This window comes from Paracoccus sp. Ld10, assembly GCF_045064235.1.
In the GTDB taxonomy this organism is placed as follows: Bacteria; Pseudomonadota; Alphaproteobacteria; order Rhodobacterales; family Rhodobacteraceae; genus Paracoccus.
In genome coordinates this window covers 249,294-272,809 of sequence record NZ_JBISHD010000031.1, presented here as the reverse complement: position 1 = coordinate 272,809, position 23,516 = coordinate 249,294, and the positions used below count along the sequence as shown (strand labels likewise).

General features: G+C 67.2%; 22 protein-coding genes. 3 read left to right on the top strand and 19 right to left on the bottom strand.

Going from position 1 to position 23,516, the window contains the following annotated elements:
* Window positions 1-183: 183 nt before the first annotated feature.
* The 8 genes from ACJJVR_RS13445 to ACJJVR_RS13410 form a co-directional block, all read right to left on the bottom strand.
* Window positions 184-975: a metallophosphoesterase family protein gene (locus ACJJVR_RS13445; protein ID WP_405405288.1), complete on the bottom strand. Its 792-nt coding sequence runs from the start codon at window positions 973-975 to the stop codon at window positions 184-186.
* A gap of 6 nt (window positions 976-981) precedes the next feature.
* Window positions 982-1,938, bottom strand: coding sequence for a diacylglycerol/lipid kinase family protein (locus tag ACJJVR_RS13440; RefSeq protein ID WP_405405287.1), 957 nt, complete (start codon window positions 1,936-1,938; stop codon window positions 982-984).
* 71 nt (window positions 1,939-2,009) lie between these two features.
* Entirely contained in the window at window positions 2,010-2,195 is a 186-nt protein-coding gene (locus ACJJVR_RS13435; RefSeq protein WP_405405285.1) for a formate dehydrogenase subunit delta, read from the bottom strand.
* Between the two features lie 4 nt (window positions 2,196-2,199).
* A complete protein-coding gene (gene fdhD / locus ACJJVR_RS13430; RefSeq protein ID WP_405405284.1) occupies window positions 2,200-3,024 on the bottom strand; it encodes a formate dehydrogenase accessory sulfurtransferase FdhD in 825 nt (274 codons plus the stop codon).
* A gap of 3 nt (window positions 3,025-3,027) precedes the next feature.
* Window positions 3,028-5,955: a formate dehydrogenase subunit alpha gene (gene fdhF / locus ACJJVR_RS13425; RefSeq protein WP_405405282.1), complete on the bottom strand. Its 2,928-nt coding sequence runs from the start codon at window positions 5,953-5,955 to the stop codon at window positions 3,028-3,030.
* Complete coding sequence (locus tag ACJJVR_RS13420; RefSeq protein WP_405405281.1) at window positions 5,952-7,469, bottom strand: formate dehydrogenase beta subunit; 1,518 nt, start codon at window positions 7,467-7,469, stop codon at window positions 5,952-5,954. Before ACJJVR_RS13420 ends, fdhF begins: the two co-directional genes overlap by 4 nt.
* Window positions 7,466-7,939: a formate dehydrogenase subunit gamma gene (locus tag ACJJVR_RS13415; RefSeq protein ID WP_405405280.1), complete on the bottom strand. Its 474-nt coding sequence runs from the start codon at window positions 7,937-7,939 to the stop codon at window positions 7,466-7,468. Before ACJJVR_RS13415 ends, ACJJVR_RS13420 begins: the two co-directional genes overlap by 4 nt.
* Before the next feature lie 90 nt (window positions 7,940-8,029).
* A complete protein-coding gene (locus tag ACJJVR_RS13410; protein ID WP_405405278.1) occupies window positions 8,030-8,908 on the bottom strand; it encodes a LysR family transcriptional regulator in 879 nt (292 codons plus the stop codon).
* Between the two features lie 89 nt (window positions 8,909-8,997).
* Between ACJJVR_RS13410 and ACJJVR_RS13405 the strand changes: the two genes are divergently transcribed.
* Entirely contained in the window at window positions 8,998-9,624 is a 627-nt protein-coding gene (locus tag ACJJVR_RS13405) for an alpha/beta hydrolase (RefSeq protein WP_405405277.1), read from the top strand.
* Here ACJJVR_RS13405 and doeB read toward each other — a convergent pair.
* From doeB to ACJJVR_RS13370, 7 genes are all read right to left on the bottom strand, one after another.
* Window positions 9,621-10,610 (bottom strand): N(2)-acetyl-L-2,4-diaminobutanoate deacetylase DoeB, encoded by a 990-nt coding sequence (doeB, locus tag ACJJVR_RS13400; RefSeq protein ID WP_405405276.1) that lies wholly within the window; start codon window positions 10,608-10,610, stop codon window positions 9,621-9,623. The genes ACJJVR_RS13405 and doeB overlap by 4 nt on opposite strands.
* The gene (gene doeA, locus ACJJVR_RS13395; RefSeq protein WP_405405275.1) at window positions 10,607-11,803 is read right to left on the bottom strand and encodes an ectoine hydrolase DoeA; all 1,197 of its coding nucleotides are present in this window, start codon (window positions 11,801-11,803) and stop codon (window positions 10,607-10,609) included. The genes doeB and doeA overlap by 4 nt, the downstream gene beginning before the upstream one ends.
* Before the next feature lie 28 nt (window positions 11,804-11,831).
* Window positions 11,832-12,533, bottom strand: a complete 702-nt coding sequence (locus ACJJVR_RS13390; protein WP_405405274.1) for an ectoine utilization protein EutA — start codon at window positions 12,531-12,533, stop codon at window positions 11,832-11,834.
* A 12-nt stretch (window positions 12,534-12,545) separates the two neighbouring features.
* On the bottom strand, window positions 12,546-13,832 hold the full coding sequence (locus ACJJVR_RS13385) for a TRAP transporter large permease (protein WP_405405273.1): 1,287 nt from the start codon (window positions 13,830-13,832) through the stop codon (window positions 12,546-12,548).
* Window positions 13,829-14,494 carry a TRAP transporter small permease gene (locus ACJJVR_RS13380; RefSeq protein ID WP_405405270.1) on the bottom strand — a complete coding sequence of 222 codons (666 nt, stop codon included), beginning with the start codon at window positions 14,492-14,494 and terminating at the stop codon, window positions 13,829-13,831. Before ACJJVR_RS13380 ends, ACJJVR_RS13385 begins: the two co-directional genes overlap by 4 nt.
* Window positions 14,495-14,563: 69 nt before the next feature.
* Complete coding sequence (gene dctP / locus ACJJVR_RS13375) at window positions 14,564-15,589, bottom strand: TRAP transporter substrate-binding protein DctP (protein WP_405405267.1); 1,026 nt, start codon at window positions 15,587-15,589, stop codon at window positions 14,564-14,566.
* Window positions 15,590-15,776: 187 nt separating this feature from the next.
* A complete protein-coding gene (locus tag ACJJVR_RS13370) occupies window positions 15,777-17,204 on the bottom strand; it encodes a PLP-dependent aminotransferase family protein (RefSeq protein ID WP_405405265.1) in 1,428 nt (475 codons plus the stop codon).
* Here ACJJVR_RS13370 and ACJJVR_RS13365 point away from each other — a divergent pair.
* Complete coding sequence (locus ACJJVR_RS13365; protein WP_405405264.1) at window positions 17,203-17,706, top strand: Lrp/AsnC family transcriptional regulator; 504 nt, start codon at window positions 17,203-17,205, stop codon at window positions 17,704-17,706. The genes ACJJVR_RS13370 and ACJJVR_RS13365 overlap by 2 nt on opposite strands.
* 92 nt (window positions 17,707-17,798) lie before the next feature.
* A complete protein-coding gene (locus tag ACJJVR_RS13360; RefSeq protein ID WP_405405426.1) occupies window positions 17,799-19,169 on the top strand; it encodes an aspartate aminotransferase family protein in 1,371 nt (456 codons plus the stop codon).
* A gap of 27 nt (window positions 19,170-19,196) precedes the next feature.
* Here ACJJVR_RS13360 and ACJJVR_RS13355 read toward each other — a convergent pair whose 3' ends face one another.
* From ACJJVR_RS13355 to ACJJVR_RS13340, 4 genes are all read right to left on the bottom strand, one after another.
* A complete protein-coding gene (locus ACJJVR_RS13355) occupies window positions 19,197-19,784 on the bottom strand; it encodes a nucleotidyltransferase family protein (protein WP_405405262.1) in 588 nt (195 codons plus the stop codon).
* Window positions 19,781-20,614, bottom strand: a complete 834-nt coding sequence (locus ACJJVR_RS13350) for an XdhC family protein (RefSeq protein ID WP_405405261.1) — start codon at window positions 20,612-20,614, stop codon at window positions 19,781-19,783. Before ACJJVR_RS13350 ends, ACJJVR_RS13355 begins: the two co-directional genes overlap by 4 nt.
* A gap of 79 nt (window positions 20,615-20,693) precedes the next feature.
* Window positions 20,694-21,308: a hypothetical protein gene (locus ACJJVR_RS13345; protein WP_405405259.1), complete on the bottom strand. Its 615-nt coding sequence runs from the start codon at window positions 21,306-21,308 to the stop codon at window positions 20,694-20,696.
* On the bottom strand, window positions 21,305-23,494 hold the full coding sequence (locus tag ACJJVR_RS13340; RefSeq protein ID WP_405405257.1) for a xanthine dehydrogenase family protein molybdopterin-binding subunit: 2,190 nt from the start codon (window positions 23,492-23,494) through the stop codon (window positions 21,305-21,307). The genes ACJJVR_RS13345 and ACJJVR_RS13340 overlap by 4 nt, the downstream gene beginning before the upstream one ends.
* Window positions 23,495-23,516: the final 22 nt, after the last annotated feature.

The following is a 23,516-nucleotide window of genomic DNA, read 5'->3' as shown; positions in this document are numbered from 1 at the left end:
TAAGTTATCCTTTGTGTCTGTTTTCCGGCCTGACGGTTGGCTCCGCCGGTCTTTATGATGCCGCTTTGGGCAACGCCAAAGGGTCGCGGCGTGACGCCCGACCCGTTGGAATGCGGCCTGTTCTGACCATGTCGCCCGTGTGACTGCGGTCCCAATACGCGTGTTTAACGTCAATTTCAACGCCTAAACGCGTCTCCACACGCCCGACGCGCGGCTATAGCCCGCGATTTCGGGTGGCCCGAACCCGTCCTGATCCATCGGCGCAACATGCCGTTCCAGCCGCAGGTCGGCGCCGTCTATCTCCAGCATCACGAACTCGTTCTGCCCGTCGGTGACGCGCGCGCACAGCGCCGTGCCGGTCTGGACCTGCAACACGCGCGGATGGCGCCCGGTCTCCAACAGCGCATCCACCGCCCACCGGTGCAGGTGCCCCGACAGGACCACCTGTACGCCCGATGCCTCCAGCCGGTACAACGCCTCGGACGCGCGCCGGGCCGGGGCCTTGTCCACGCGCGGCAGCTGTTGCAGCGGATGGTGCAACGCCACGATGTTCGTCCCCATCGGGTCGATATTGCCGATCAGGCGACCAATTTCGCCCTCGCGGATCCTGCCGCGCTGCCAGGCATAGGGGTCGGTGCTGTTCAGCGCCATGACGCGGACATCGCCCGCCCGGCCCACCGGGGCCAGGTCGGGCCCGAAATGCGCACGGAACCCTGCGAACGGCCAAAACATGCGCGCGACCAAGTTCCACGCCGGAACGTCGTGATTGCCCGGCATGCAGATCAGCGGCGCCTCGATCCGGTCCAGAAACGCGCGCGCCTGCCGCATCTGCGTGGGCATCGCGCGATGCGTGATGTCGCCACCGATCACCACCAGATCGGGCCGCAACGCGCTGATCCGCGCCAACAATGGCGCCTCCAGCGCGGCGCGGTGAAATCCGAAATGCAGGTCGGTCAGGTGCAGAATGCGCGTCACGGGGGGTCAGGCCTTCAGCGGCTCGGTCTTGCTGATCCCGTCGCGGGGCAGCAGCACGCGCAGGCCGTCATGGCGGACCTTGAACCTGAACGGGCTTTGCAGGGTGGACTTTTCACCGTCATGGGCGACCAGCTGGCGACGGTCGGGCGTCTCGATGGTCAGCGCGTCCGTCAGGATCAGATCGAAATCATCGTTCTTGGCGCTCTTGCCCATCGCCATGCGCAGGGCCGACCGCATCAGCGGCAGGGGGCGCCTGGCCTTGGCGATCAGCACCGCGAACATGCCACGTTCGATCTCATCCGCGCCCTCCAGACCGAAACTCTTCAGCTGATAGGCGCTGTGCGCCACGAACACCAATGCGCTGGTATAGCGGCTTTCGCGTCCGTCGACCCGCGCGACCAGTTGCATCGGGCTGCGCAGGCGGCGCAGCGCGACCATCACCGACCAATAGGCCGCCATCCGCGACCGGCCCCACCGCCGGTAGATTCCTTCGCGCGTCTTCAGGATCTGCGGATAGGCACCAAGGCTGACATTGTTCAGGAAAATCAGATCATTCACGTCGCCCACATCGACCGTCTCGACCCGCGCCTCCAAGATCGTATCCAGCGCATCATCGATGGTTTCGCCCACGCCCAGATCGCGCGCGAAATAGTTGAACGTGCCGCCCGGCAAAACGCCCATCGCCACATCGCTGCCCGCCAGCGCCCCGGCGACCGCCGATTGCGTGCCGTCGCCGCCGGCCGCGATGACCAGATCGAACCCCTCGGCCGCAACCGCCCGCGCCATCGCGGGCAGGTCGCTGCCCTTGCGGCTTTCGCGCAACGCAAAGCTGCCGCAGGCCGGGGCCAGACGCCGGTTCAGAACCTCGCGCAGGGCCGCGTGCTTCTTTTTTCCCGACCCGCGGTTCATCACCACACAGACCTTGGCGCTGGCCAGGTCGAACCCGTCGGTCTTGTGCTGCATCGCTGGACTGCCCCCGGCCGTGATCGTCATGCGTCGGCCACCGAACACGCAACCCCGCCACAGGGTTGCATCTACAGCAACCGGGCGGCTGCCTCGGCCGACGGTTTCAGCCCCTGCCCGCCGCTGCCCACGAACACGATCAGCTGTTCGCGCATCCGCGGCTCCCAGAAATCGCGCAGGTGGGCGGCGATCTTCTCGGGCGCGCCACCGGGCTGCGTGTCAAAGAAACCGGCGATCTGGTTGACCATCAGAACCATCTTGTCAGGCGACATCGGACACCTCGGCGCGCAGCCGTTCGGGGTGGGAAAACAGATCGAAACCCTCGCCGCGCGCAAAGGCCGCCAGCGTGATGCCAGCCCCCTGCGCCAGACGCAGCGCATGGGCGGTGGGCGCGGATACGGCGATCAGCACCGCCCCCCCGGCAATCGCGCATTTCTGGACCATCTCGACCGACACGCGGCTGGTCAGAACGAACGCCCCCTGCCCCGCACCCACACCCTGCCGCGCCATCGCGCCGATCAGCTTGTCCAGCGCGTTGTGGCGGCCCACATCCTCGCGCGCCAGCACGATCCCCTGACCGGGGATCAGAAAGCCCGCCGCGTGAACCGCCCGCGTCTGGTCATGCAACGGCTGCCAGCGGCGCAGATCGTCGGTCGCCCGCGCGATCTGGCCTGCGTCCAGCACCGGCCCAGCGCCCGACAGGTCCGGCAACGCGCGCACGGCCTCGTCCAGGCTGTCGATACCGCACAGCCCGCAACCCACGGGTCCCGCCATAAAGCGACGCCGCGCGGCCATGGCGTCGCTGCGGTCATCCGCGATCCACATCTGCGCCTCGACGCCCTTGGGGTGGGCCAGAACCTCCAGCCGCTCGATCTGGGCGGGATCGGTCACGATCCCCTCGGTCAGGGAAAAGCCCACGGCGAAATCCTCCAGATCCGCGGGCGTTGCCATCATCACGGCCTGCGTCGATCCGCCATAGACCATCGCCACCGCCGCCTCCTCGGGCAGGGTCCGGGTCACCTCCGCGCGACTGGTCGCGCGGACATGGGTGGCGGGGGTCTGGGTCGTGGGGTCGGGCAGGCTCATCGTTCACTCCGCGGCTGACAGGATCCGCCGCGACCTTTCGGCCTGTGCCTGATAGCATTCCTGCCAGTCCGACGGACCGTTCGAGGGGCTGACCTGCACCGCGGTGACCTTGTATTCCGGGCAATTCGTCGCCCAGTCCGAAAAATCGGTCGTCACCACGTTAGCCTGCGTCGCCGGATGGTGGAAGGTCGTATAGACCACCCCTGGTGCAACACGCTCGGTCAGCGTCACCATCAGCGTGGTCTCCCCCGCCCGGCTGGCCAGCCGCACCCAGTCGCCGTCACTGATGCCGCGCGTCTCGGCGTCATGCGGATGGACCTCCAGCACGTCCTGACCGTGCCAGGCGGTGTTCTCGGTCCGCCGGGTCTGCGCGCCCACATTGTATTGCGACAGGATGCGCCCGGTGGTCAGCAACAGCGGGAACCGGGGCCCGGTGCGTTCGTCGGTCGGGATGTATTCGGTGATCACGAAATGCCCGCGCCCCGATTGGAACCCGTCGACATGCATCAGCGGCGTGCCCAGCGGCGCGGCCTCGTTGCAGGGCCATTGCACGGACCCCAACTCCTCCAGCCGTTCATAGCTGACACCGGCGAAACTGGGCGTGGTCGCGGCGATCTCGTCCATGATCTGGGACGGGTGGGTGTAATGCCAGCCTGCGCCCATCGCATTGGCCAACAGCTGGGTAACCTCCCAGTCCTCGTACCCGTTGCGGGGTGCCATGACGCGGCGCACGCGGTTGATGCGGCGTTCGGCGTTGGTGAACGTCCCGTCCTTTTCCAGAAACGACGATCCCGGCAGGAACACATGCGCGTAATTCGCCGTCTCGTTCAGGAACAGGTCATGGACGATCACACATTCCATCGCCGCCAGTCCCGCCGCCACGTGATGCGTGTCCGGGTCCGACTGCAGGATGTCCTCTCCCTGACAGTACAGGCCCTTGAACGTCCCCTCGACCGCGGCATCCAGCATGTTTGGAATGCGCAGGCCCGGCTCGGGGTCGATCTGCACCCCCCATGCGTTCTCAAAGACTGCGCGCACGTCGGGCATCTTGACGTGCCGGTATCCGGGCAATTCGTGCGGGAACGACCCCATGTCACACGCGCCCTGCACGTTGTTCTGACCGCGCAGCGGGTTCACGCCCACGCCGGGCCGTCCGATATTGCCGGTCAGCATCGCCAGGTTGGCAATCGCCATGACCGTGGTCGACCCCTGACTGTGCTCCGTCACGCCCAGCCCGTAGTAGATCGCGCCATTGCCCCCCGTCGCAAACAACCTTGCGGCGGCACGCAGGTCAGCGGCGGGAACGCCAGTCAGCGCCTCGGTCGCCTCGGGGGCGTGGCGGGGATCGGCGATGAACTCGGCATAGTGCTGGAACTCGTCCCAGTCACAGCGGTCGCGGATATAGGCCTCGTCCATCAGCCCCTCGGTCACGATCACATGCGCCATGGCACTGATCACCGCGACATTGGTGCCCGGACGCAGCGGCAGGTGATGGGCCGCCTCGACATGCGCGGACCGCACGATGTCGGTGCGGCGCGGGTCGACGACGATCAGCTTGGCCCCCTGACGCAGGCGCTTTTTCAGGCGGCTGGCAAAGACGGGGTGCCCGTCCGTCGGGTTGGCCCCGATGATCAGCACCACGTCGGTCTGTTCCACGCTGTCGAAATCCTGCGTGCCTGCGGACGTGCCGAATGTCTTGCCCAACCCGTAACCCGTGGGCGAATGGCACACCCGTGCACAGGTGTCGGTGTTGTTGTTCAAAAACACCGCACGGGTCAGCTTCTGGACCAGATAGGTTTCCTCATTGGTGCAGCGCGACGACGTGATGACCCCCACCGACCGCCGCCCGTGCCGTTCCTGGATGCCGCGCATCCGGTCGGCGGCAAAGGCCAGCGCCTCGTCCCATTCGACCTCCTGCCACGGGTCCTCGATCCGCTCGCGGATCATCGGCTTCAGGATGCGGTCCTGATGCGCGGCATAGCCATAGGCGAACCGCCCCTTGACGCAGCTATGCCCGCGGTTCGCCTTGCCATGCTTATAGGGGACCATGCGCACCAGCTGATCGCCGTTCATCTCGGCCTTGAAACTACAGCCGACGCCGCAATAGGCGCAGGTGGTGATGACCGACCGCGTGGGCGTGCCCAGCTCTGCCACCGACTTCTCCTGCAGGGTCGCGGTCGGGCAGGCCTGCACGCAGGCACCACAGCTGACGCAATCGCTGGAAAAGAAATCATCGGCGCTGGTTCCGGCACTGACGCGGCTGTCGAAACCCCGCCCCTCGATGGTCAGGGCAAATGTCCCCTGCACCTCGTCACAGGCACGCACACAGCGCGAACAGACGATGCACTTGCTGGGGTCATAGGTGAAATAGGGGTTGCTGTTGTCCTTTGGGATGAACTGCGGGTTGTCATGCCCCGCGCGCAGCTTTGCCTCGGCCTGCGACCGCGCACCCGTCCCCGACGGATCGAAATGGTTGTCGCCCGGCGTATAGCGCACGTCGCGCAGACCCACCTGCCCCGCCGTGTCCTGCAGTTCGCAATCGCCATTGGCCGAACAGGTCAGACAGTCCAGCGGGTGATCGCTGATATACAGCTCCATCACCCCTTTGCGCAGCTTGCGGATTTTGGCCGACTGGGTGTGAACCACCATCCCCTCGATCACCGGGGTCGTACAAGATGCGGGCGTACCGCGCCGCCCCTCGATCTCGACGACGCACAACCGACACGACCCAAAGGCCTCCAGGTTGTCGCTGGCGCACAGCTTGGGCACGGCGATGCCCGCGATCATCGCGGCGCGCATGACCGACGTCCCCTCGGGCACCGTCACCGCGAACCCGTCGATGGTCAGGGCCACCGGCATGCCGTTCCGCGCAGGCGTACCCATGTCGCGGTCGTCGCCGGGTGCGAATTCCGGGATGATGAAGTCTTTCATTCCGCAGCCTCCTTGTGGGTGGCGAAATCGTCGGGGAATTGCGTCAGTGCGGACATGACCGGATAGGGCGTGAACCCGCCCAGGGCACACAGCGACCCATCCTTCATCGTCTCGCACAGATCGGTCAGCAGGGCGGTGGCACCGGGGTCGCCCGCGGCAATGCGGTCGATGGTCTCGACCCCCCGCACGGCGCCGATCCGACAAGGCGTGCATTTGCCACAGCTTTCGACCGCACAGAACTCCATCGCGAACCGCGCCATCTGCATCATGTCGGCGCTGTCGTCGAACACGACCAACCCGGCATGGCCGATCAGCCCCCCGGCGGCGTCGAAATCCTCGTACCCCATCGGCGTGTCGAATTTCGACACGGGCATATAGGCACCCAGCGGTCCGCCCACCTGCACCGCCTTGACCGGACGCCCCGACGCGGTGCCGCCGCCGATGTCGTTCACGACCTCGCCCAGCGACATCCCGAACGCGGTCTCGAACAGCCCGCCACGCGCGACGTTCCCGGCAATCTGCAACGTCACCGTCCCCCGCGACCGGCCCAGCCCGAAATCGGCGTAATACGCGGCCCCGCGTTCCAGGATCACCGGCACGGTGGCTAGGCTGATCACGTTATTCACCACCGTGGGCTTGCCCAGAAACCCCTCCAGCGCGGGCAGCGGCGGTTTCGCCCGCACCGTGCCGCGCTTGCCCTCCAGGCTGTTCAGCAGGCTGGTCTCCTCTCCGCAGACATAGGCGCCTGCTCCCACACGAACCTGCAACTCAAAGGCCCGCCCCGAACCCAGAACATTCGCGCCCAGGACGCCCCGCTGGCGCGCAATGACGACAGCGCGTTCCAGCACGTCGATCGCCACCGGATATTCCGACCGCATATAGACATAGCCGCGCGTCGCCCCGACCCCCAGCGCGGCGATCACCATCCCCTCGATCAGGGTAAAGGGATCGCCCTCCATGATCATCCGGTCGGCGAATGTGCCGCTGTCGCCCTCATCGGCGTTGCAGACGATGTATTTCTGATTTGCCACGGCATCGGCCACGGTCTTCCATTTGATGCCGGTCGGAAAGCCCGCCCCGCCGCGACCGCGCAGCCCGCTGGCCGTGACCTCGGCCACGATGGCGGCACCGTCCATGCCGATGGCACGACGCAAGCCAACCAGACCGCCATGGCGTTCGTATTCGTCCAGATCCAGCGGGTCGATCAGCCCGCAGCGCGCGAAGGTCAGCCGCGTCTGGCGGGCAAAGAACGGAATGTCCTCGACCCGCCCCAGCCCCGGCAACGTGCCGTCCAACAGCGCGCCCACATCGGCGGGCGTCACCGGACCGTATGCCAGACGCTGGCCATCGGCCTCGATCTCGACCAGCGGTTCCAGCCAGACCATGCCGCGCGATCCGTTGCGCACCACCTGCGCGTCCAGCCCGCGCGCGGCGATCTGTTGCGTCAGGGCATCGTCGACGGCATCGGCGCCCAGCGCCTTGGCGGCACTGTCCAGCGGAACGAATATCCTCATCGTGCCGCCTCCAGCGCGCTGACCAACCGATCGCCGTCGACCCGCCCCATCAGTTGTCCGTCCAGCATGGCGGCCGGACCGCAGGCGCACAGGCCCAGACAGTACACCGGCTCCACCGTCACCGCGCCGTCGGGGGTGGTCCCATGCCAATCGACGCCCAGCCGGTCCAACACGCCCGCTGCCATGGCCGCGCCGCCGACCGATTGACAGGCCTCGGCCCGACAGATTTTCAGGACATGTTTCCCGGCAGGGTGATCGCGGAAATCGTGGTAGAAACTGATGACGCCATGAACCTCGGCCCGCCCCAGGTTCAGCACGTCGGCCAGAACCGGCACGGCAGCCTGCGGAACATGCCCCCATTCCGCCTGAATCGCGTGCAGCATGGGCAGCAATGGCCCCTCCAGCGTGGTCAGGGGGGCGATGACCTGCGTGATCTCATCCGCGGTCGGGGCTGGCGCTTGGTTCAGCATGGCTGGCCTTTCAGATATCCACTCTTCAGCAGACAGCCGCAATCATCTGAAATCAATATCGCAGTTCCGTTGAACGATAGAAGATTTCTATCAAACCATCCGCCGCGCCTCGGTCAACAGCGCATCCAGAACAGGGGTGTGCGGCTCTCTCCACGGGGCGATCAGGCCGACGGCATGGCCCGGGGCCGCCCCCTCCAGCGCGATCAGCCGCAACGGTTTGCCCTGCGCCAGAAAACCGGCGATGTCTTCGGGCAGAATGGTCAACCAGCCCCCCGCCATCACATGCGACACCAGCACGACGGTCGAGTTGGATTCCACTGTCGCCTGCGGCACCACCCCGGCGGCGGACAGGGTGCGATTGATGATGCGGCGGTTCTGCATGTCCTGGGACAACAGGCACAGCCGCTGCCCGTCCAGATCCGACCATGCAACCTGCGCCTGCGCCGCCAGCGGGTGATCCTGATGCGCGACCAGCAGATAGCGTTCGTCATACAGCGGCACGCTGCTGACCCGGCCCAGCGGTTCGTTGTCCAGATACGAGATGCCCGCATCCACCTCCAGATCGTCGATCATCTGCAGGATCTCGGCCGAGGTCCGCGACAGGATGGTGAAACCCACGTTCGAATGCGCGGCCCCGAACCGGGCGCTGATCCGGGCGGCCCAGGTCAGCGCGGTGGGAATGACCGCAATGCGCAGCCGCCCCGACAGGCCGTGGCGGACGGCCCGCATCTCGTCGCGCAACTGGCGGGTGTCGCCCACGATGCGCCGCGCCCAGATCAGCGCCTGCTGTCCCTCGGGCGTCAGACCGCCATAGCGTGACCCGCGAAAGATCAGCAAGACGCCCAGGCTCTCCTCCAGCTGCTTGATCCCGGCGGATAGCGTCGGCTGGGTCACGCCAATGGTCGCTGCGGCACGTCCGAAATGACCCTCCTTGGCCACGGCCAGGAACATCTCCAGCTTGTCGATCATCTGCCGTCCCCCTTTGCGGCCATCAGGCGCGCCCGGGCGCCCGCGGTCAAGGACTTGCCGTGCAGGCCCGCGCGGGTCAGGGTCGGGGGATGAACGATATCGTGATGATCCACGGGGCGTGGCACGGCGGCTGGTGCTGGGACCGGACCGCGGCCCTGCTGCGCGCGCAGGGCTGGCGGGTTTCCTGTCCCGACAGTACCGGCGACACCCTTGCCGATTGCGCCGCGGCTGTGCCTTGGGCACCCGTCGTGGTTGGCCATTCTATGGGCGGCATGCTGGCCGAGGCGATGGACCCGGCCCCGCGGGTGCTGATCCACCTGTGTTCCTATCTGCCATTGCCGGGCGACAGCGTCGCATCGCTGGACCGGCTGGTGCCCGCACCGCCCCGACGCTGGCCCCGCGACAATCTGGGGCGGTTGGTCCTGCCGCCCGACGCGGCCCGGGCGATGCTGTATCACGACTGTCCCGATGCCGACCTGTCCCGTCTGCGGCCCCAGCCGGTCGGCCCGTTACGCGACCCGCTGCCCGGACCGCGCAAACGAACGACCCGCCACTATGTCCTGTGCGATCAGGACCGCGCGATCACGCCTGCGGCGCAGCGCGCGATGCTGGACCGCGCACCGGTCGACCACCTGCACCACCGGCCCTGGGGACATTCGCCCTTTCAGTCCGATCCGCAGGGCTTGGCCAACCTGATTGACGGGATCTTGCGCTAGGTCTCGGGGACCGCCAGCACCGCCAGACAGTCCCCGGTCTGCACCAGCCCCGGGAAATGCCGCGCGGCCAACAGGCCGGGGCGGTTCGCGCAGACCGTCACGGGCGCCATGCCGGTGCGGTCGACCGGCCAGATACAGGCCAGCGGCTGACCCTCGGCCACGTCCTGTCCCAGATCGACCAGCGGGTGCAGCAACCCGCCCTGCGGCGCGAAATGGAAACAGGCGTCGTCGGGCATGTCCAGCATGCGGCTGGTCCCGGCGCCCTCGACCGGGCCGGACAGGATGCCCGCATGGCGCAACACGTTGCGCGCGCCCCGCAGCGCGATGGCCGCAGAGGCCGCCGTGGCGGTGCCACCGCCGCCCAGTTCGGTGGTGACGAACACCTTGCCCTGCTGTTCCACCGTGGTGTCGAACATGCCGACGGCGTCGATCTCGCGCATCATCATCGACCATGGCGCGCCGAACGCCCGCATCGCGGCCACGCAGGCCGCCTGCTGGTCGGCATCGTCCAGATAATGCGCCGCGGCATAGGGCAGAAAGTCCAGCGTCTTGCCGCCCGAATGGTAATCCAGCACGACGTCCGCCATGGGCACCAGCACGGTGGCCAGGTAATCGGCGATCTTTTGCGTCACCGTGCCGTCGGGGCGGCCCGGAAAGGCGCGGTTCATGTTCACCCCGTCGATGGGGCTGACCCGCGTGCCCGCCGCCACCGCGGGCGCGTTCATCGCGGGCAGGATGATGACGCGGCCCATCACCTGCGCGGGCTCCAGCTCCCATGCCAGCTGCTGCAGCGCCAAGGGGCCTTCGTATTCGTCGCCGTGATTGCCCCCGGTCAGCAACGCGGTGGGGCCTTCGCCACCCCGAATGACCGTCATGGGGATCATCACGCTGCCCCACGCGCTGTCATTGCGGCTGTAGGGCAGCCGCAGGAAACCGTGATGCTTGCCGGGCGCGTCCAGCGAGATGGTGGGAACGATCGCGGTCACGATTTCACCAGCATCCGGCGCGGCAGGGTACAGAACAGGTCGGGTGCTCCATCGGTGATGATGATCGATTCCGTCGTCTCGTATCCCCAGTCGTCCATCCACAACCCGGTCATGAAATGGAACGTCATGCCCGGTTGCAGCACCGTCTGGTCGCCCCGGCGCAACGACATGGTGCGCTCGCCCCAGTCGGGCGGATAGGACAGGCCGATCGGGTACCCGGTACGATTGTCCTTGACGATGCCGTGGCGGTCCAGCACCCGGAAAAACGCATTGGCCACGTCCTCGCAGGTGTTGCCGGCGCGGGCGGCCTCCAGCCCCTCGTCCATGCCCTCCAGGACGGCCTTTTCGGCCTCCAGCATCTCGTCAGGGGGGGTGCCCAGGAAAATCGTGCGCGACAGCGGCACGTGGTATCGCTGGTAACAGCCGGCGATCTCAAAGAACGTGCCCTCGTCCGGCTTCATCGGCTGGTCGTCCCAGGTCAGGTGCGGCGCACCCGCATCCGGCCCCGATGGCAACAGCGGCACGATGGCCGGATAGTCGCCGCCATGCCCCGACCATTCGTCATAGCGCAGGCCCGCGTCATAGATCTCGGCCACCAGGTCGCATTTGCGCATGCCGACCTCGACCTTGTCGGCGATGCGGCGGTGCATGCGTTCGACGATGCGCGCGGCCTTGCGCATGTATTCCAGTTCTTTGTCCGTCTTGACGGCGCGCTGCCAGTTCACCAGCCCCTCGGCATCCTTCAACGTGGCGTCGGGCATGCCACGGGTCAGACAGGCATGCGCCCGCGCCGAATAGTAATAGTTGTCCATCTCGACCCCGATGGTGCCGATGTTCCAGCCCCGGTCGGTCAGCCGCGCGGACAGATACTCCATCGGGTGCTGGTCGCGGGACTGCACGTAATGGTCGGGGTATCCGATGATCGCGTCCTCGGGCATCCAGACGGTGCGCAGTGCGCCCTGCGCGTCCTGCCCGCGCCCGAACCAGATCGGCGGGCCGGTCGGCCCCACGATGACGCATTGATGCACATAAAAAGACCAGCCGTCATAGCCGGTCAGCCACGCCATGTTCGACGGGTCGCTGACGATCAGCAGGTCCAACCCCTGCCGCGCCATCCGGGCGCGGGTGCCGGACAGGCGGGCCTGATATTCCTCGGTCGCGAAACGTTCAGGCGTGCGTTGCAGTTCGGGCATGGGACGGACCTTGCGTCGGAGGGGTGAATTACCAGCTGCGGGTACGGAACAGCGCGCCCGGCCCGCGGCCCGGAATGCGCGCACGGTCCAGCATCGCCCAGAACAACGCTTGGTTCGAGGTGACGACCGGCTTGCCCAGCAATCCCTCCAGCGTGTCGATCAGGCCCAGCGCGGGCAGCGCGGTGCAGGACATGAACAGCGCCTGCGCGTCGGGGTGATCGCTGGCCAGAGCCATCTCGGTGATTTCGGCCGCGGGCAGCAGGGCCATGTCGCGGTCGTCGGCATGGCCCATCGACGACCGGCGGACGACGCGAACCCCGTTGGCCTCGAAATGATCGCCGACCAGGTCGGTCGTCGCCGCCAGATAGGGCGTCATCAGCGCCACCTGCGTCACGCCCAGCGCGGAAAACGCCTGCAACGCGGCGCCAGCGGGCGTGGTCACGGGCGCGCGGCCCCCGGCCAGCGCGTCCATCCCGTCCCCCAGCACCGCCGCGGCGGAGGTGCAGCCAAACCCGATGCCCGACAGCGGAACTCCCGGCACCAGCAAGTTCACCGCGTCACGCAGGCGCGGGCCGGTGGCGCGCAGGTTGTCCTCGGTCGTGGGGTTGTCAAAGGCAATGCGCGTGACATGCAGCCGCGTGCCGGGCGGCATCAGGGTGGCGGCGTCGCCTTCGATGGTCATGTCGGTGGCCAGCGCCACCAGTCCGAACCGTTTCAGATTGTCATGCATGGTGCCGCGCCCTTATCCGTCCAGCGACAAGTCACGCAGGAACAACGCGATCTGCGGAAAGAAGATCAGCAGGACCGACACGCTGAGCAGCATGATCACAAACGGCGGCGTGCCCCGGACGACCTCCCAATAGGGCCTGCGGAACACCGCGATCGCCGTAAAGATGTCACAGCCGAATGGCGGTGTCGCGCTGCCGATGGCGACCTGCAGGGTGATGATCGTGCCGACCAGAACCGGGTCCAGACCCGTCGCCTGCACCACCGGGGCGAAGATCGGCACCAGAACCAGGATCACCACGATCGGGTCGACGAACATGCAGCCAATGAAGAACGCGATGGAGATCGTGAACAGCACCCCGTATGGGCCCATCCCGTCGATGCCGATGCCGGCCAGAATTTCCTGCGGGATCTGGGCAAAGCTGATGACATAGCTGAACGCCGCGCCCGCACCCACCAGGATGAACACCACCGCGGTGATCAGCCCGGTCGATTTGGCGGTCGCGAACAGCTGGCGCGGAGAGACCTCGCGGAAGACCAGCATCTCCAGGATCAGGGCGTAGAGAACGCAGGCGGCGGCGGCCTCGGTCGGGGAAAAGATGCCGCCATAGATGCCGCCGATGATCAGCACCGGAAAGCCCATCGGCCAGATCGCCCGGCGCACCGCGCGCAGCCGGTCGGGCCAAGACGTGCGCGGTTCGGTCGGCACGTTGTGGCGCACCGCATAGATATAGGCATAGATCGAAAACAGCATCAGGATCAGCAGCCCCGGTCCGATGCCCGCAATGAACAGCTCCGCGATCGAGGTGCCCGACACCACGCCATAGATGATCATGCCGATCGACGGCGGGATCAGAAAGGCGATGTCGGACGCGTTGATGATCAGCGCCAGCGTGAACCGGTCGCTGTAGCCCGCCTTGAGCAGGCGTGGCCGCATCGGGCCACCCACGGCGACGACGGTGGCCTGCGTGGACCCCGACACCGCGCCGAACATCGTGCAGGCCCCCGCGGTCGAGATGGCCAGCCCGCCCTTGATGTGGCCCAGAAACGCCATGACAACGTCGATCAGCCGACCTGCGGACTGGCCGCGGGTCATGATCTCGGCGGCAAAGATGAACATCGGGACGGCGATCAGGCTGGCGGGCTGGATGCCCGCAATGACCTGCTGAACCAATGTCTCCAGATGGCCGATGCCGCCAAAGATCGCGATGAATCCCACGACCGACGCGACGATCAGCGGGACCATCATCGGAAAGCCCAGCAGCAGCAGCACGATCATCGTGCCCAGGATGGCGGTGGTCATGCGTCGGCGTCCTTTCGCGGCAGGTCGTACCCGTCGCGCACGGCGGTCGACAGCCAGATGTCAGGGTCCCGGAGGTTCTTCAGCGTGGTCAGCGCATATTGCAGGCCGGTCAGAAAGAACCCGGCCGGAACCCAGACGATGATCCACCATTGCGGAATGCTCAGCGCGGGCAGCACCCGCCCCCGGCCCGCCTGGCTGATCACATAGGACAGGGCGAACCACGCCAACACCATCAACAGCGCCGACGTCATCACCGATATCACCACCAGCATCGCCTTGCGCGCCCGTGGCGGCAGCGCGTCGGTGATGGCCGACATGCGGATGTGGCGCCCGTGGCGCGCGGCATAGGACATGCCCGCAAACGTCACCAGCACGATCAGCGCCTGGTTCACTTCTTCGGAGAAATACAGCGACCGGCCGAACACGAACCGACCGACGACATTGGCGACGGTATTGACCGCCATCGCCAGCACGCCGATGGCCAGGGCCGCCGCCTCCAGCCGCGCGATGATGCGGTCCACGACGCCCAGCACCCCGGGCAGACCGGATTCGTACAGCGCGTCGTCGATGTCGTCCTGTGCCTGCGTCGCCTCGGCGGCGGCCAGGATGTCGGGGTCGTCGGACAGGCCTGCGGGCCGGTCACCGTGGGTCTTTGGCGTCATGGCCACCTGTGTCCATCATCGTTCGGTCAATGGCCCCGACCCGCGACACAGGACGGGGCGTGCCGGGGATCAGCCCTCGGCCGCGGCGGCAAGGTCCGCCTTCATCTGGTCCAGCACCTCTTGGGCGCGGGGGCCGCCGATCTCCAGGAACGTCTCCTCGACCTGGGCAGTGGTTTCACGGAACGGCGCGCGCTGCTCCTCGGTCAGGGTGGTCACGGTGACCTCGGGGCGGTCGGCGGTGATCTTCTCCAGCGACGCCTCGGTCTGGCCCTGCTGATATTCGATGATGTGGTCGAACGCGGCCTGTGACGCGTCGCGCACCACCTGCTGATCCTCGGGGGACAGCCCGTCAAAGAACTCCTGGTTGGCCATCAGCGCGGTGGTGAAGTTGTTGTGGCCCAACCGGGTGATGTGGTCCTGAACCTCGTACATGCGGGTCGATTCGATAAAGAACGCGGGGTTCTCCTGCGCATCCACGATGCCGGTCTGCAGACCGCCATAGACCTGACCCCACGGCAGCGGAGTCGGTGTGGCTCCGAACGCCTGATAGCTGCTGACCAGCAGCGGGTTGGTCATCACCCGCACCTTGACGTCGTCGAAATCGGCGGGCGCCGCGATGGGCTTGTTCGACGTGACCATCACCTCGCCCTCGGGGTACATGCTCAGCAGCTCCAACCCCTGTTCGGCATACAGTTCGGGAAAGATCGTGTTGATCGTCTCGGAATTGCGGAAGAAGCTGAACAGCTGTTCGTCCTCTTCGGGCAGCAGATAAGGCACAAAGAACACCTGCGCCTCGGGGATCAGCGATCCGGTGAAACCGGGCGACTGGTTCACGAACTGCAGGATCCCCGACTGGGTCTGTTCCATGATGTTGTCGGATTCGCCCAGCGTACCGAACGGGAACAACTGGATCTCGTGGTCGGAATTGGCCTCGACCTCTTCCTTGAACTTCTGGGCATAGACGCCCTGAACCTCGTCCAGCGCCTCCTCGAAGGCATAGCGCCAAGTCTCGGCCGTGGCGGCCCCCGATCCGATGATCAGGGCGGTCAGGCTGGCTGCGGTCAGGCGCGTTGCGGTGCGGGTGGTGTTCGTCATGATACCTCCTGTTGGGGCGGGCCCTGCGCGCGGATCGCACGGGCCCTTCTGTGGCAGGATTCGGACCTTTCGGACCGTTCCGGTTGATCCCGATGGTTCGGGACAAGCGGATTCCAAGTCAATTGATGCATTAAATCATGACAATTATGGCCCCCAGAGTCAAACAGGTCGCCAAATTGTCCTGCCCTTATCCCGGAAGAACTGCCGATATGATGCGCAGCGCCTGTTCCAGATCGCGTGTCGTGGGTCCGCCCAGCGACACCCGCAGCGCGGGCCCGTGGGGCAGGATCGCAAAGCCCGCGCCGGGGGCCAGCGCGACCTGATGGGACAGTGCCGTGGCTAGCGCCGCGCCCTCGTCCGTGTCCGGCGCCAGCGGCATCCAGCGGTGCAGACCGTGCAGAAACCCCTGCGCACGCTGGCCCAGAACGCGCACCGCCAGCCGGTTCCGCACCGCCAGTTCGGTCCGCTGCGCCGCCAACAGCGCGTCGGCCGTGCCGCCGGTGATCCAGTCATGCGCGATCTCTGCCATCAAGGGCGTGGCCATCCACGCCATCGACAGATGCCGGTTCAGCGCGGCCTCTGCCAATTTTTCAGGCATCGCCAGAAAACCCAGCCGCAGGCCCGGCGACAGGCATTTCGACAGGCCGGTGAAATAGAAACTGCGGTCGGGGGCAAACCCCGACAGCGCGGGCGGGCGGCGTGGCGGCATCGGCCCGGTCGGGTCGCTTTCCAGGATCATCAGGTCGGCCTGGGTCGCGGCGCGGGCCAGCGCCTCGCGGCGGTCGCGGTCCATCACCCGCGCCCGCGGGCCCCCGCCCGACGGCAGCAGGAACACCGCCTTCATCCGCCCCCCTGCGGCACGCGCCGCCCGGATCAGCGCGTCGGGGTCCATGCCGTATTCGTCGTCGGGAATGCCCTGCAGGCGCAGATGCAGGTGCTGGGCGGCGGGCCGCAGCGTGTGGCAGGTCGCCGATTCGGTCGCGATGATGTCGCCCGGTTGCCCCACGCATTGCAGCGCCACGAACATCGCGGGCGTGGTCCCGTTGGTGATCAAGATGCGCTGTGCCGGCACCACCATGCCGCACCGCGCCAGCCACGCCGCCGCCATCCCGCCATACAGCGACATCGTCTGACGCGGACGGAACGATAGCATCGCCGGATCGGGCAACCGGTCCGACAGGCGCAGCAACGTCTCGCTCCACGCAGTGCGGATCTGGGGCAGCGCCACGGGGGTCATCATCGACAGATCGATCGGGGGGCGGTCGGTGGGGGCACGGAACCACGGCACCTCGATCGTCTCGCGCGGGCCGGAACGGACAAAGCTGCCGCGCCCGACCTCTCCGGAAATCAGGTCGGCGCGGATCAGTTCCTCGTATGCGCGGCTGACGGTCTGGACGCTGACACCCAACTGCCACGCCAGGTCACGATGCGGCGGCAGGCGCGCACCGGGTGCCAGGCTGCCCGCGTCGATCGCCGCGGCGATGCCCTGGGCCAGGCTGCGATAGGCAGGGCGGGTGATGTCGTCTCGTCTCAGGGGCCAATGGGACATGGGCGACAGGATCGCCCGCCGCGCCCGGATTGACAACCCGCGCGCGGGGGGGAACATGCGGTCCATGATCCCGCCCCGCAGCCTGCGCCTGGACGACCGCGACATCGCCATTCTGGCGGTGCTGTCGCGCGAGGGGCGCATCACCAAGACCGACCTTGCCGCCCGCGTGAACCTGTCGCCCACCCCCTGCTGGGACCGGATGCGGCGGCTGGAACAGGCGGGGCTGATCCGCGGGTACCGCGCGCAGATCGATCTGGCGGCCCTTGGGCCGCATGTGCAGGTGTTCGTGACCGTCGAACTGGACCAGCATCGCAGCGAGAGTTTCCAGCGGTTCGAGGCGGTGATCGCGCGCACGGATGCAGTCACCGGATGCTGGGCCATCGGCGGGGGGTTCGATTACCTGATGTCGGTGATCGCCCCGGACGTGGCCGCGTTCCAGGGCGTGATGGATGGGCTGTTGGACAGCGGCGCGGGGGTGCGGCGCTATTTCAGCTATATCGTGACCAAGCCGGTCAAGGATCAGCCGATCGCGGGCGCAATGCTGGAAAATCATCGCCCTGCGGGCTGAAGTTCAGGGGTTTCCTCGGGCAGCGCCCGCCGGATCAGAGGAATCCTCGGGTGCCGCGCCTCTATTCTGGATGAATAGGAACAGGAGCGATGATGCTGACGAATGACGAACTGGCCCGTTGGGACCGCGAGAGCTTTTTCCACCCCTCGACCCATCTGGGGCAATTCGCGCGGGGCGAGGCGCCGCAGCGCATCATCACCGGCGGCGAGGGCTGTCACATCACCGACCGCGACGGAAACCGCCTGCTGGACGGGTTCGCGGGCCTGTATTGCGTGAACGTGGGCTATGGCCGCCCTGAGATCGCGCAGGCCATCGCCGATCAGGCGCATCAACTGGCGTACTACCACGCCTATGCCGGCCACGGGTCCGAGGCCGCGATCACCCTGGCGCAGATGGTGATGGACCGCGCCCCCAAGGGCATGGCGCGCGTCTATTTCGGCCTGTCAGGATCGGACGCGAACGAGACGAACATCAAGCTGGTCTGGTATTACAACAACATCCTGGGCCGCCCGAAAAAGAAAAAGATCATCAGCCGCTGGCGGGGTTACCACGGGTCGGGCCTGATGACCGGGTCGCTGACCGGGCTGCAGCTGTTCCATGCCAAGTTCGACCTGCCGCTGGATCAGGTGATCCACACCGAGGCGCCCTATTATTTCCGCCGCCCCGACGCGGCCATGTCGGAATCCGATTTCGTGGGCCATTGCGTGGCGCAGCTGGAGGCGCTGATCGCCGAACATGGCGCCGACACCATCGGCGCGTTCATCGGGGAACCGGTTCTGGGCACGGGCGGCATCGTGCCGCCACCCGCAGGCTACTGGCCCGCCATCCAGGAGGTTCTGGACCGCCACGACATCCTGCTGATCGCGGATGAGGTCGTGACGGGGTTCGGGCGTCTGGGGACCATGTTCGGGTCCAACCATTACGGCATGCGCCCCGACCTGATCACCAGCGCAAAGGGCCTGACCAGCGCCTATGCGCCCCTGTCGGCCAGCATCGTGGGCCAGCGGGTCTGGGACGTGCTGATGCGCGGCACGGACGAGAACGGCGTGTTGGGCCACGGCTGGACCTATTCGGCGCACCCCATCGGGGCGGCCGCCGGGGTGGCGAACCTGAAGCTGATCGACAGCCTGGGGCTGGTCGAGAATGCCGGGACCATAGGCGGTTATCTGAACGACCGGATGCGAGCCGCCCTGGGCGACCACCCCCATGTCGGGGAGGTCCGCGGAGAGGGCATGCTGTGCGCGGTGGAATTGGTCGCGGATCGCGATGCACGCCGGTTCTTTGACGCGTCCGAGGGCAAGGGCGCCAAGGTCGTGGCGGCGATGCTGAAGCGCGGCGTGATCGCGCGCGCCATGCCGCAGGGCGACATCCTGGGCTTTGCCCCGCCGCTGTGCCTGACGCGCGAGGAGGCCGACCGGATCGTGGATGTCACAACCGAAGCGGTGGCCGAGGTGTTGGGCTGAATTGCGTCCCGCGACAGCGGGGGAATTTCACATCCCCCCGCACCCCCCTGTGGCGTTGCGCGTTCGCCCCGGCCGGGATGCGCTGATCTGGTCCGGCCTATCAATGTCGCGCAGCATTCCCGGCGCGGGGACGTATCGATCGGGCGCCAGTTCGCGCAGCAGCCGACCCGCGCCCTGATCGCCGGTCAACTGCGCCAGTCGGGCCAGCCAGTCGCGCGGAAAGCACGCCGGTGGCAGCGGCGCGGTCCCATCATGGCTGCATGTGGGCAGACCATCGGCGGACCTGTCGATGACCTGTGTCAGATGGGACGCCGTAACATCGGGCATGTCGCCAAGAGCGATCAGCAGACGGTCGGGACTGCCCGCCACCGCAAGACCTGCGCGCAGGCTGTCGGATTGCTGTCCCTGTTCAATCAGCACGATGTGGAAACCGTCCAGCCAAGGCGTCAACGCAGCGTTCGTTATGACAGCGATGCGGTCGTTCAGCGTGGTGTCACGCATGGCCTGCGCAGCGTGGGCGACAAGCGGCATCCCGGCCACCTGCGCCAACAGCTTGTCCGACGGGCCGAACCTGCGCGACGCCCCTGCCGCCAGCAGCAGCCCGCAACAGGTCACGCTGTCAGCGCCTCGTATGCCGCCAATATCTGGGTCAGGGCCGATGCCGCGATCAGGCGCGGATCGCGGGCAGGACTGACAACCCCGATGGGTCCGGTAATGCGGTCCAGCGTGGCCGCGTCAAAACCCTGTTCGGTCAGCGCCGCCAGCCTGGCCGCCTGTGCCCGGCACGACCCGAGGGCCCCGATATAGAACGCGTCCGACCGCAGCGCGCGGGCCAGCGCGGGCAATTCGCGGTCATGGTCGTGGAACAGCGTCACCACTGCGGTATGCGCATCGGGCTGGGCCTGCTGACCCATCACAGGCATGTCCATCGCCGCAACCAGAGCGGTCAGAGCCTGTGCCTCGTCCCCCTCTCCGTGGATCTGAAAGGCAGGTGGTGGCGGCAGGGTCAGGGTAAAATCATCGGGGTCCGGATCGCCAGCACGGCAGGGCGCACCGGTGCGCAGGTTCAGGCACCACGTACCCGTCCGCCGACGGATCCGGTCGTCCCAGATCGCCCCCAGCCAGTCCGGATCAGGCTTGTGGATCAGGGCGATCTGGACCGTGCCGCCACAGGGCAGCGGCAGGTCCAAAGGACCGCCCACGCCATAGGTCAGTCGCGTCACCGGACCGGGCGCGTCCAGATGCGCGGCGATGTCGGCATCGATACAGCCCGCGCCCAGCCGCCCAACGCGTCCGCCATCGGGCCACAGCGCCATCATGGCACCCGGGCGGCGGGGAAAGCCGCCTTTGGCGTCGATCAACATGGCCAGAGATCCGCCCGAACGGCGCAGCAGCGCCTTGACGGGACAGTCGGCAGTGGCGGCGATGGGGGCGGAAATCGACATGGCGTGGGCTTTCAGAGATCGGTGCTGCCAGCCTAACGCAGCCGGCCCGATTTGGATGCCGAAAAAGCACCCATGATGGTCATTCCGGACAGGGCTGTCCGGCGGCGCCCCATTTCAGCACATCGTCGATATGCGCCTGCAGGCCGAACGGCGCGGGTTCGCGCCCGCCGCCCGGCGCAAAACCCCATGCGACAAAACCGCCATGACGGGCGTCGTCGCGCAGATGTTCGGCCAGTTCCACCCAATCGCGGCCCCCGTTCCGTTCCGGATCGCGCAGCTGGCGGCACAGGGCGGGTCCGTCCAATCCGAACCACGCCATCTCGACCGGGGGCAGCTGCCACGGGATCATCGCGTTCGGGGCCTGGCGGGGCCCGGATGTCAGCGTCGATGCGGTGACGTGGCAGGTGGCACAAGGCAGCGTCTCGACCCCCATTCGGCTGTCCCCGCCGCTGATATGCATGCCGTGCGGGCGCGGTTCGGGATATTCCGGGCCGGACCACATGGGCAGATGATCGGGGCCGACATGACAGTTCGCACAGCGCGGATGCGACACGACCTGTCGGACCCGGTTCCAGGCCGCCAGACCGTCTGCGGTGCCGACAGACCCCTCCGCCGGCGGCGCGACAATCGACGGCATCACGTCATCGGCCCACGCGGGGCCCGTTATCAGCAGCAGGGCCAGCACGCGGATCATGCGAACCCGACCCCCTGTGAAAAGGGCAGCGTCCGCAGGCGCTGGCCCGTGGCCGCAAATATCGCATTGCCCAACGCCGCGGCGGCAGGCGGCACGCCGGGTTCGCCCAACCCCCGCAACGGGCCGTTCTCCAGCAACCGTACCGCAATGGGCGGCGTCTGATGCATGCGCAGCCCCTCATAGGCGTGGAAATTCGTCTGATCGGGACGATGACCGCGATAGGTCAGTTCGCAGTTCATCGCGTGGCCCAGCCCGAACAGCATGCCGCCTGACAGCTGTGCCTGCGCATTCACCGGGTCCAGCACGATGCCCACATCAGCCACGGCAAAGGCCTGGGTCAGGCGGATGCCCTGGGGGGTCTGGGCGACCTCGACCACCTGAGCGCATGGCACGCCAAACGACAGGCAGAACGCCACGCCCCGCCCCCGCCCCTGCCCCGCATCGCGGCCGGTCCAGCCCGACAGGTCGCGCAATGCCTCCAGCACCGCGCGCGAGGGGGCGTGGTCGCACAGGCGCAACAACCCCTCCATCGGGTCAATGCCTGCGGTGGCGAACATCTCGTCCATCGCGGTGCCGAAAAAGAACCCGTTCGACGACGCGCCGACCGAACGCCAGCTGCTGACAGGTACCGATTCAGGCGCGCGCAGGCCCGTCACACGGAAATTCGGTATCGCAAAGGGCTGGTCCCAGGCCCCGGTGGTGATGCTGACATCGGGACCGGGTGGCGCGGTGGCCACGCGTCCGAACCACGACGCGATGACCGACGGACTGGCCACGGTCATGTCCAGCGCCTGCACCCCGCCGGCGTCCGCGCGCCCGCGCACCCGCGCGATCTGGGCCGGGCGTGGCTGGTCATGGGCAAAATCCTCCTCGCGCGACCAGGTCAGCTTGACCGGGCGACCGGGGACGGCCATCGCGATCTGGACGGCCTGCCCGATGAAATCGATCTCCAGACGCCGGCCAAAGCTGCCGCCAATCATCTGGTTCTCCAGCCGGATCGCGGTGTCGGGCAGACCGGTCAGGGCAGCGGCGCGGGCCACCGCGAAATCCGGCACCTGCGTGCCGGCCCAGATGGTACAGGCGTCGCTGGTCACCAATACGGTGGCGTTCATCGGCTCCAACGGCGCATGGGCCAGAAACGGCACGCGATATTCCGCGGTGAAATCACCGTCGCTGATCACTGCATCCACGTCGCCGTCATCACGCTTGCGGCTGTCGATATCGCCGGTGTCGTGGGTCGCCTGCAGCGCGGACCAGATCGCGTCCTGATCGCCGACCGTATCGGGGGCCGCAAACTCTACGTCCAGCGCCTGCGCGGCGCGCATCGCCGACCAGGTGTCGCGCGCCAGCACCGCGACGCCGCCCGTGATCGGCAGAACCCGCAGAACGCCGGGCAAACCTTCGGCAGCGACCGGGTCCAGCCGCGCGACCGACCCGCCCCACGGCGCCATATGCACCGTCGCGTGCAGCATGTCGGGCAGGGTCAGGTCGATGCCGTAAACCTGCGTACCGGTCGATTTCGCGATCACGTCGGCCCGCGCCATGGGCCTGCCCAGCCACCGCCATTGGGACCGGTCGCGCAGCACGATGTCCGTCACCGGCTGTGTCGCCGCGGCTTCGTGCGCCAGATCGGGATACGGGATGCGTGAGCCGTCCGGAAGAATCACCGCGCCGTCCGCGGTATCAAGATCGGCCCGGTCCAGACCGTGCCGATTGGCGGCGGCCTGTTTCAGCGTCTCGCGCGCGACCGCGCCGGCCTGTCGCAGCTTGTCGAAACCGTCGGCGGTCGAACTGGACCCGCCGGTCATCTGCCAGCCCAGCAGCCGCGCCGGAATGTCCGCCGCATCACGCGCGGTTTCCGCCAGCCATCCGGTATCGGTCGGTGCAAAGGGCAGGAAATCCGCAATCAGCGCGCGGTTGTAATAGGTCGGACTGACCGGGCCGGGCACGATCCGCGCCGTGGCGGGGTCGATGTCCAGTTCCTCGGCGATCAGGGCCGCCTGCAGCCAGCGGGCGCCCTGCCCCTTGTCGGCGCGCGGCGCGACCAGCGTGACGCCACCCTGGTCGATCAGCACATAGGGGTTCAGCGCCCCTGCGTCCGTCCCGGCAAACGGGTCCGGCAGGGGACGACCGTAACGCCAGGCCCCAAAGGCGACGCCCCCCGCAACCGCGACGGACCCGATCAAGAACCCCCGCCGCGCAATGCGG

Coding starts and splice junctions, on each gene's coding strand:
- ACJJVR_RS13440 (WP_405405287.1), bottom strand. CDS start 1,938: ATGCAGCACAAGACCGACGGGTTCGACCTGGCCAGCGCCAAGGTCTGT.
- ACJJVR_RS13435 (WP_405405285.1), bottom strand. CDS start 2,195: ATGGTTCTGATGGTCAACCAGATCGCCGGTTTCTTTGACACGCAGCCC.
- fdhD (WP_405405284.1), bottom strand. CDS start 3,024: ATGAGCCTGCCCGACCCCACGACCCAGACCCCCGCCACCCATGTCCGC.
- fdhF (WP_405405282.1), bottom strand. CDS start 5,955: ATGAAAGACTTCATCATCCCGGAATTCGCACCCGGCGACGACCGCGAC.
- ACJJVR_RS13420 (WP_405405281.1), bottom strand. CDS start 7,469: ATGAGGATATTCGTTCCGCTGGACAGTGCCGCCAAGGCGCTGGGCGCC.
- ACJJVR_RS13415 (WP_405405280.1), bottom strand. CDS start 7,939: ATGCTGAACCAAGCGCCAGCCCCGACCGCGGATGAGATCACGCAGGTC.
- ACJJVR_RS13410 (WP_405405278.1), bottom strand. CDS start 8,908: ATGATCGACAAGCTGGAGATGTTCCTGGCCGTGGCCAAGGAGGGTCAT.
- ACJJVR_RS13405 (WP_405405277.1), top strand. CDS start 8,998: ATGAACGATATCGTGATGATCCACGGGGCGTGGCACGGCGGCTGGTGC.
- doeA (WP_405405275.1), bottom strand. CDS start 11,803: ATGCCCGAACTGCAACGCACGCCTGAACGTTTCGCGACCGAGGAATAT.
- ACJJVR_RS13390 (WP_405405274.1), bottom strand. CDS start 12,533: ATGCATGACAATCTGAAACGGTTCGGACTGGTGGCGCTGGCCACCGAC.
- ACJJVR_RS13385 (WP_405405273.1), bottom strand. CDS start 13,832: ATGACCACCGCCATCCTGGGCACGATGATCGTGCTGCTGCTGCTGGGC.
- ACJJVR_RS13380 (WP_405405270.1), bottom strand. CDS start 14,494: ATGACGCCAAAGACCCACGGTGACCGGCCCGCAGGCCTGTCCGACGAC.
- dctP (WP_405405267.1), bottom strand. CDS start 15,589: ATGACGAACACCACCCGCACCGCAACGCGCCTGACCGCAGCCAGCCTG.
- ACJJVR_RS13365 (WP_405405264.1), top strand. CDS start 17,203: ATGATCCCGCCCCGCAGCCTGCGCCTGGACGACCGCGACATCGCCATT.
- ACJJVR_RS13370 (WP_405405265.1), bottom strand. CDS start 17,204: ATGGACCGCATGTTCCCCCCCGCGCGCGGGTTGTCAATCCGGGCGCGG.
- ACJJVR_RS13360 (WP_405405426.1), top strand. CDS start 17,799: ATGCTGACGAATGACGAACTGGCCCGTTGGGACCGCGAGAGCTTTTTC.
- ACJJVR_RS13350 (WP_405405261.1), bottom strand. CDS start 20,614: ATGTCGATTTCCGCCCCCATCGCCGCCACTGCCGACTGTCCCGTCAAG.
- ACJJVR_RS13345 (WP_405405259.1), bottom strand. CDS start 21,308: ATGATCCGCGTGCTGGCCCTGCTGCTGATAACGGGCCCCGCGTGGGCC.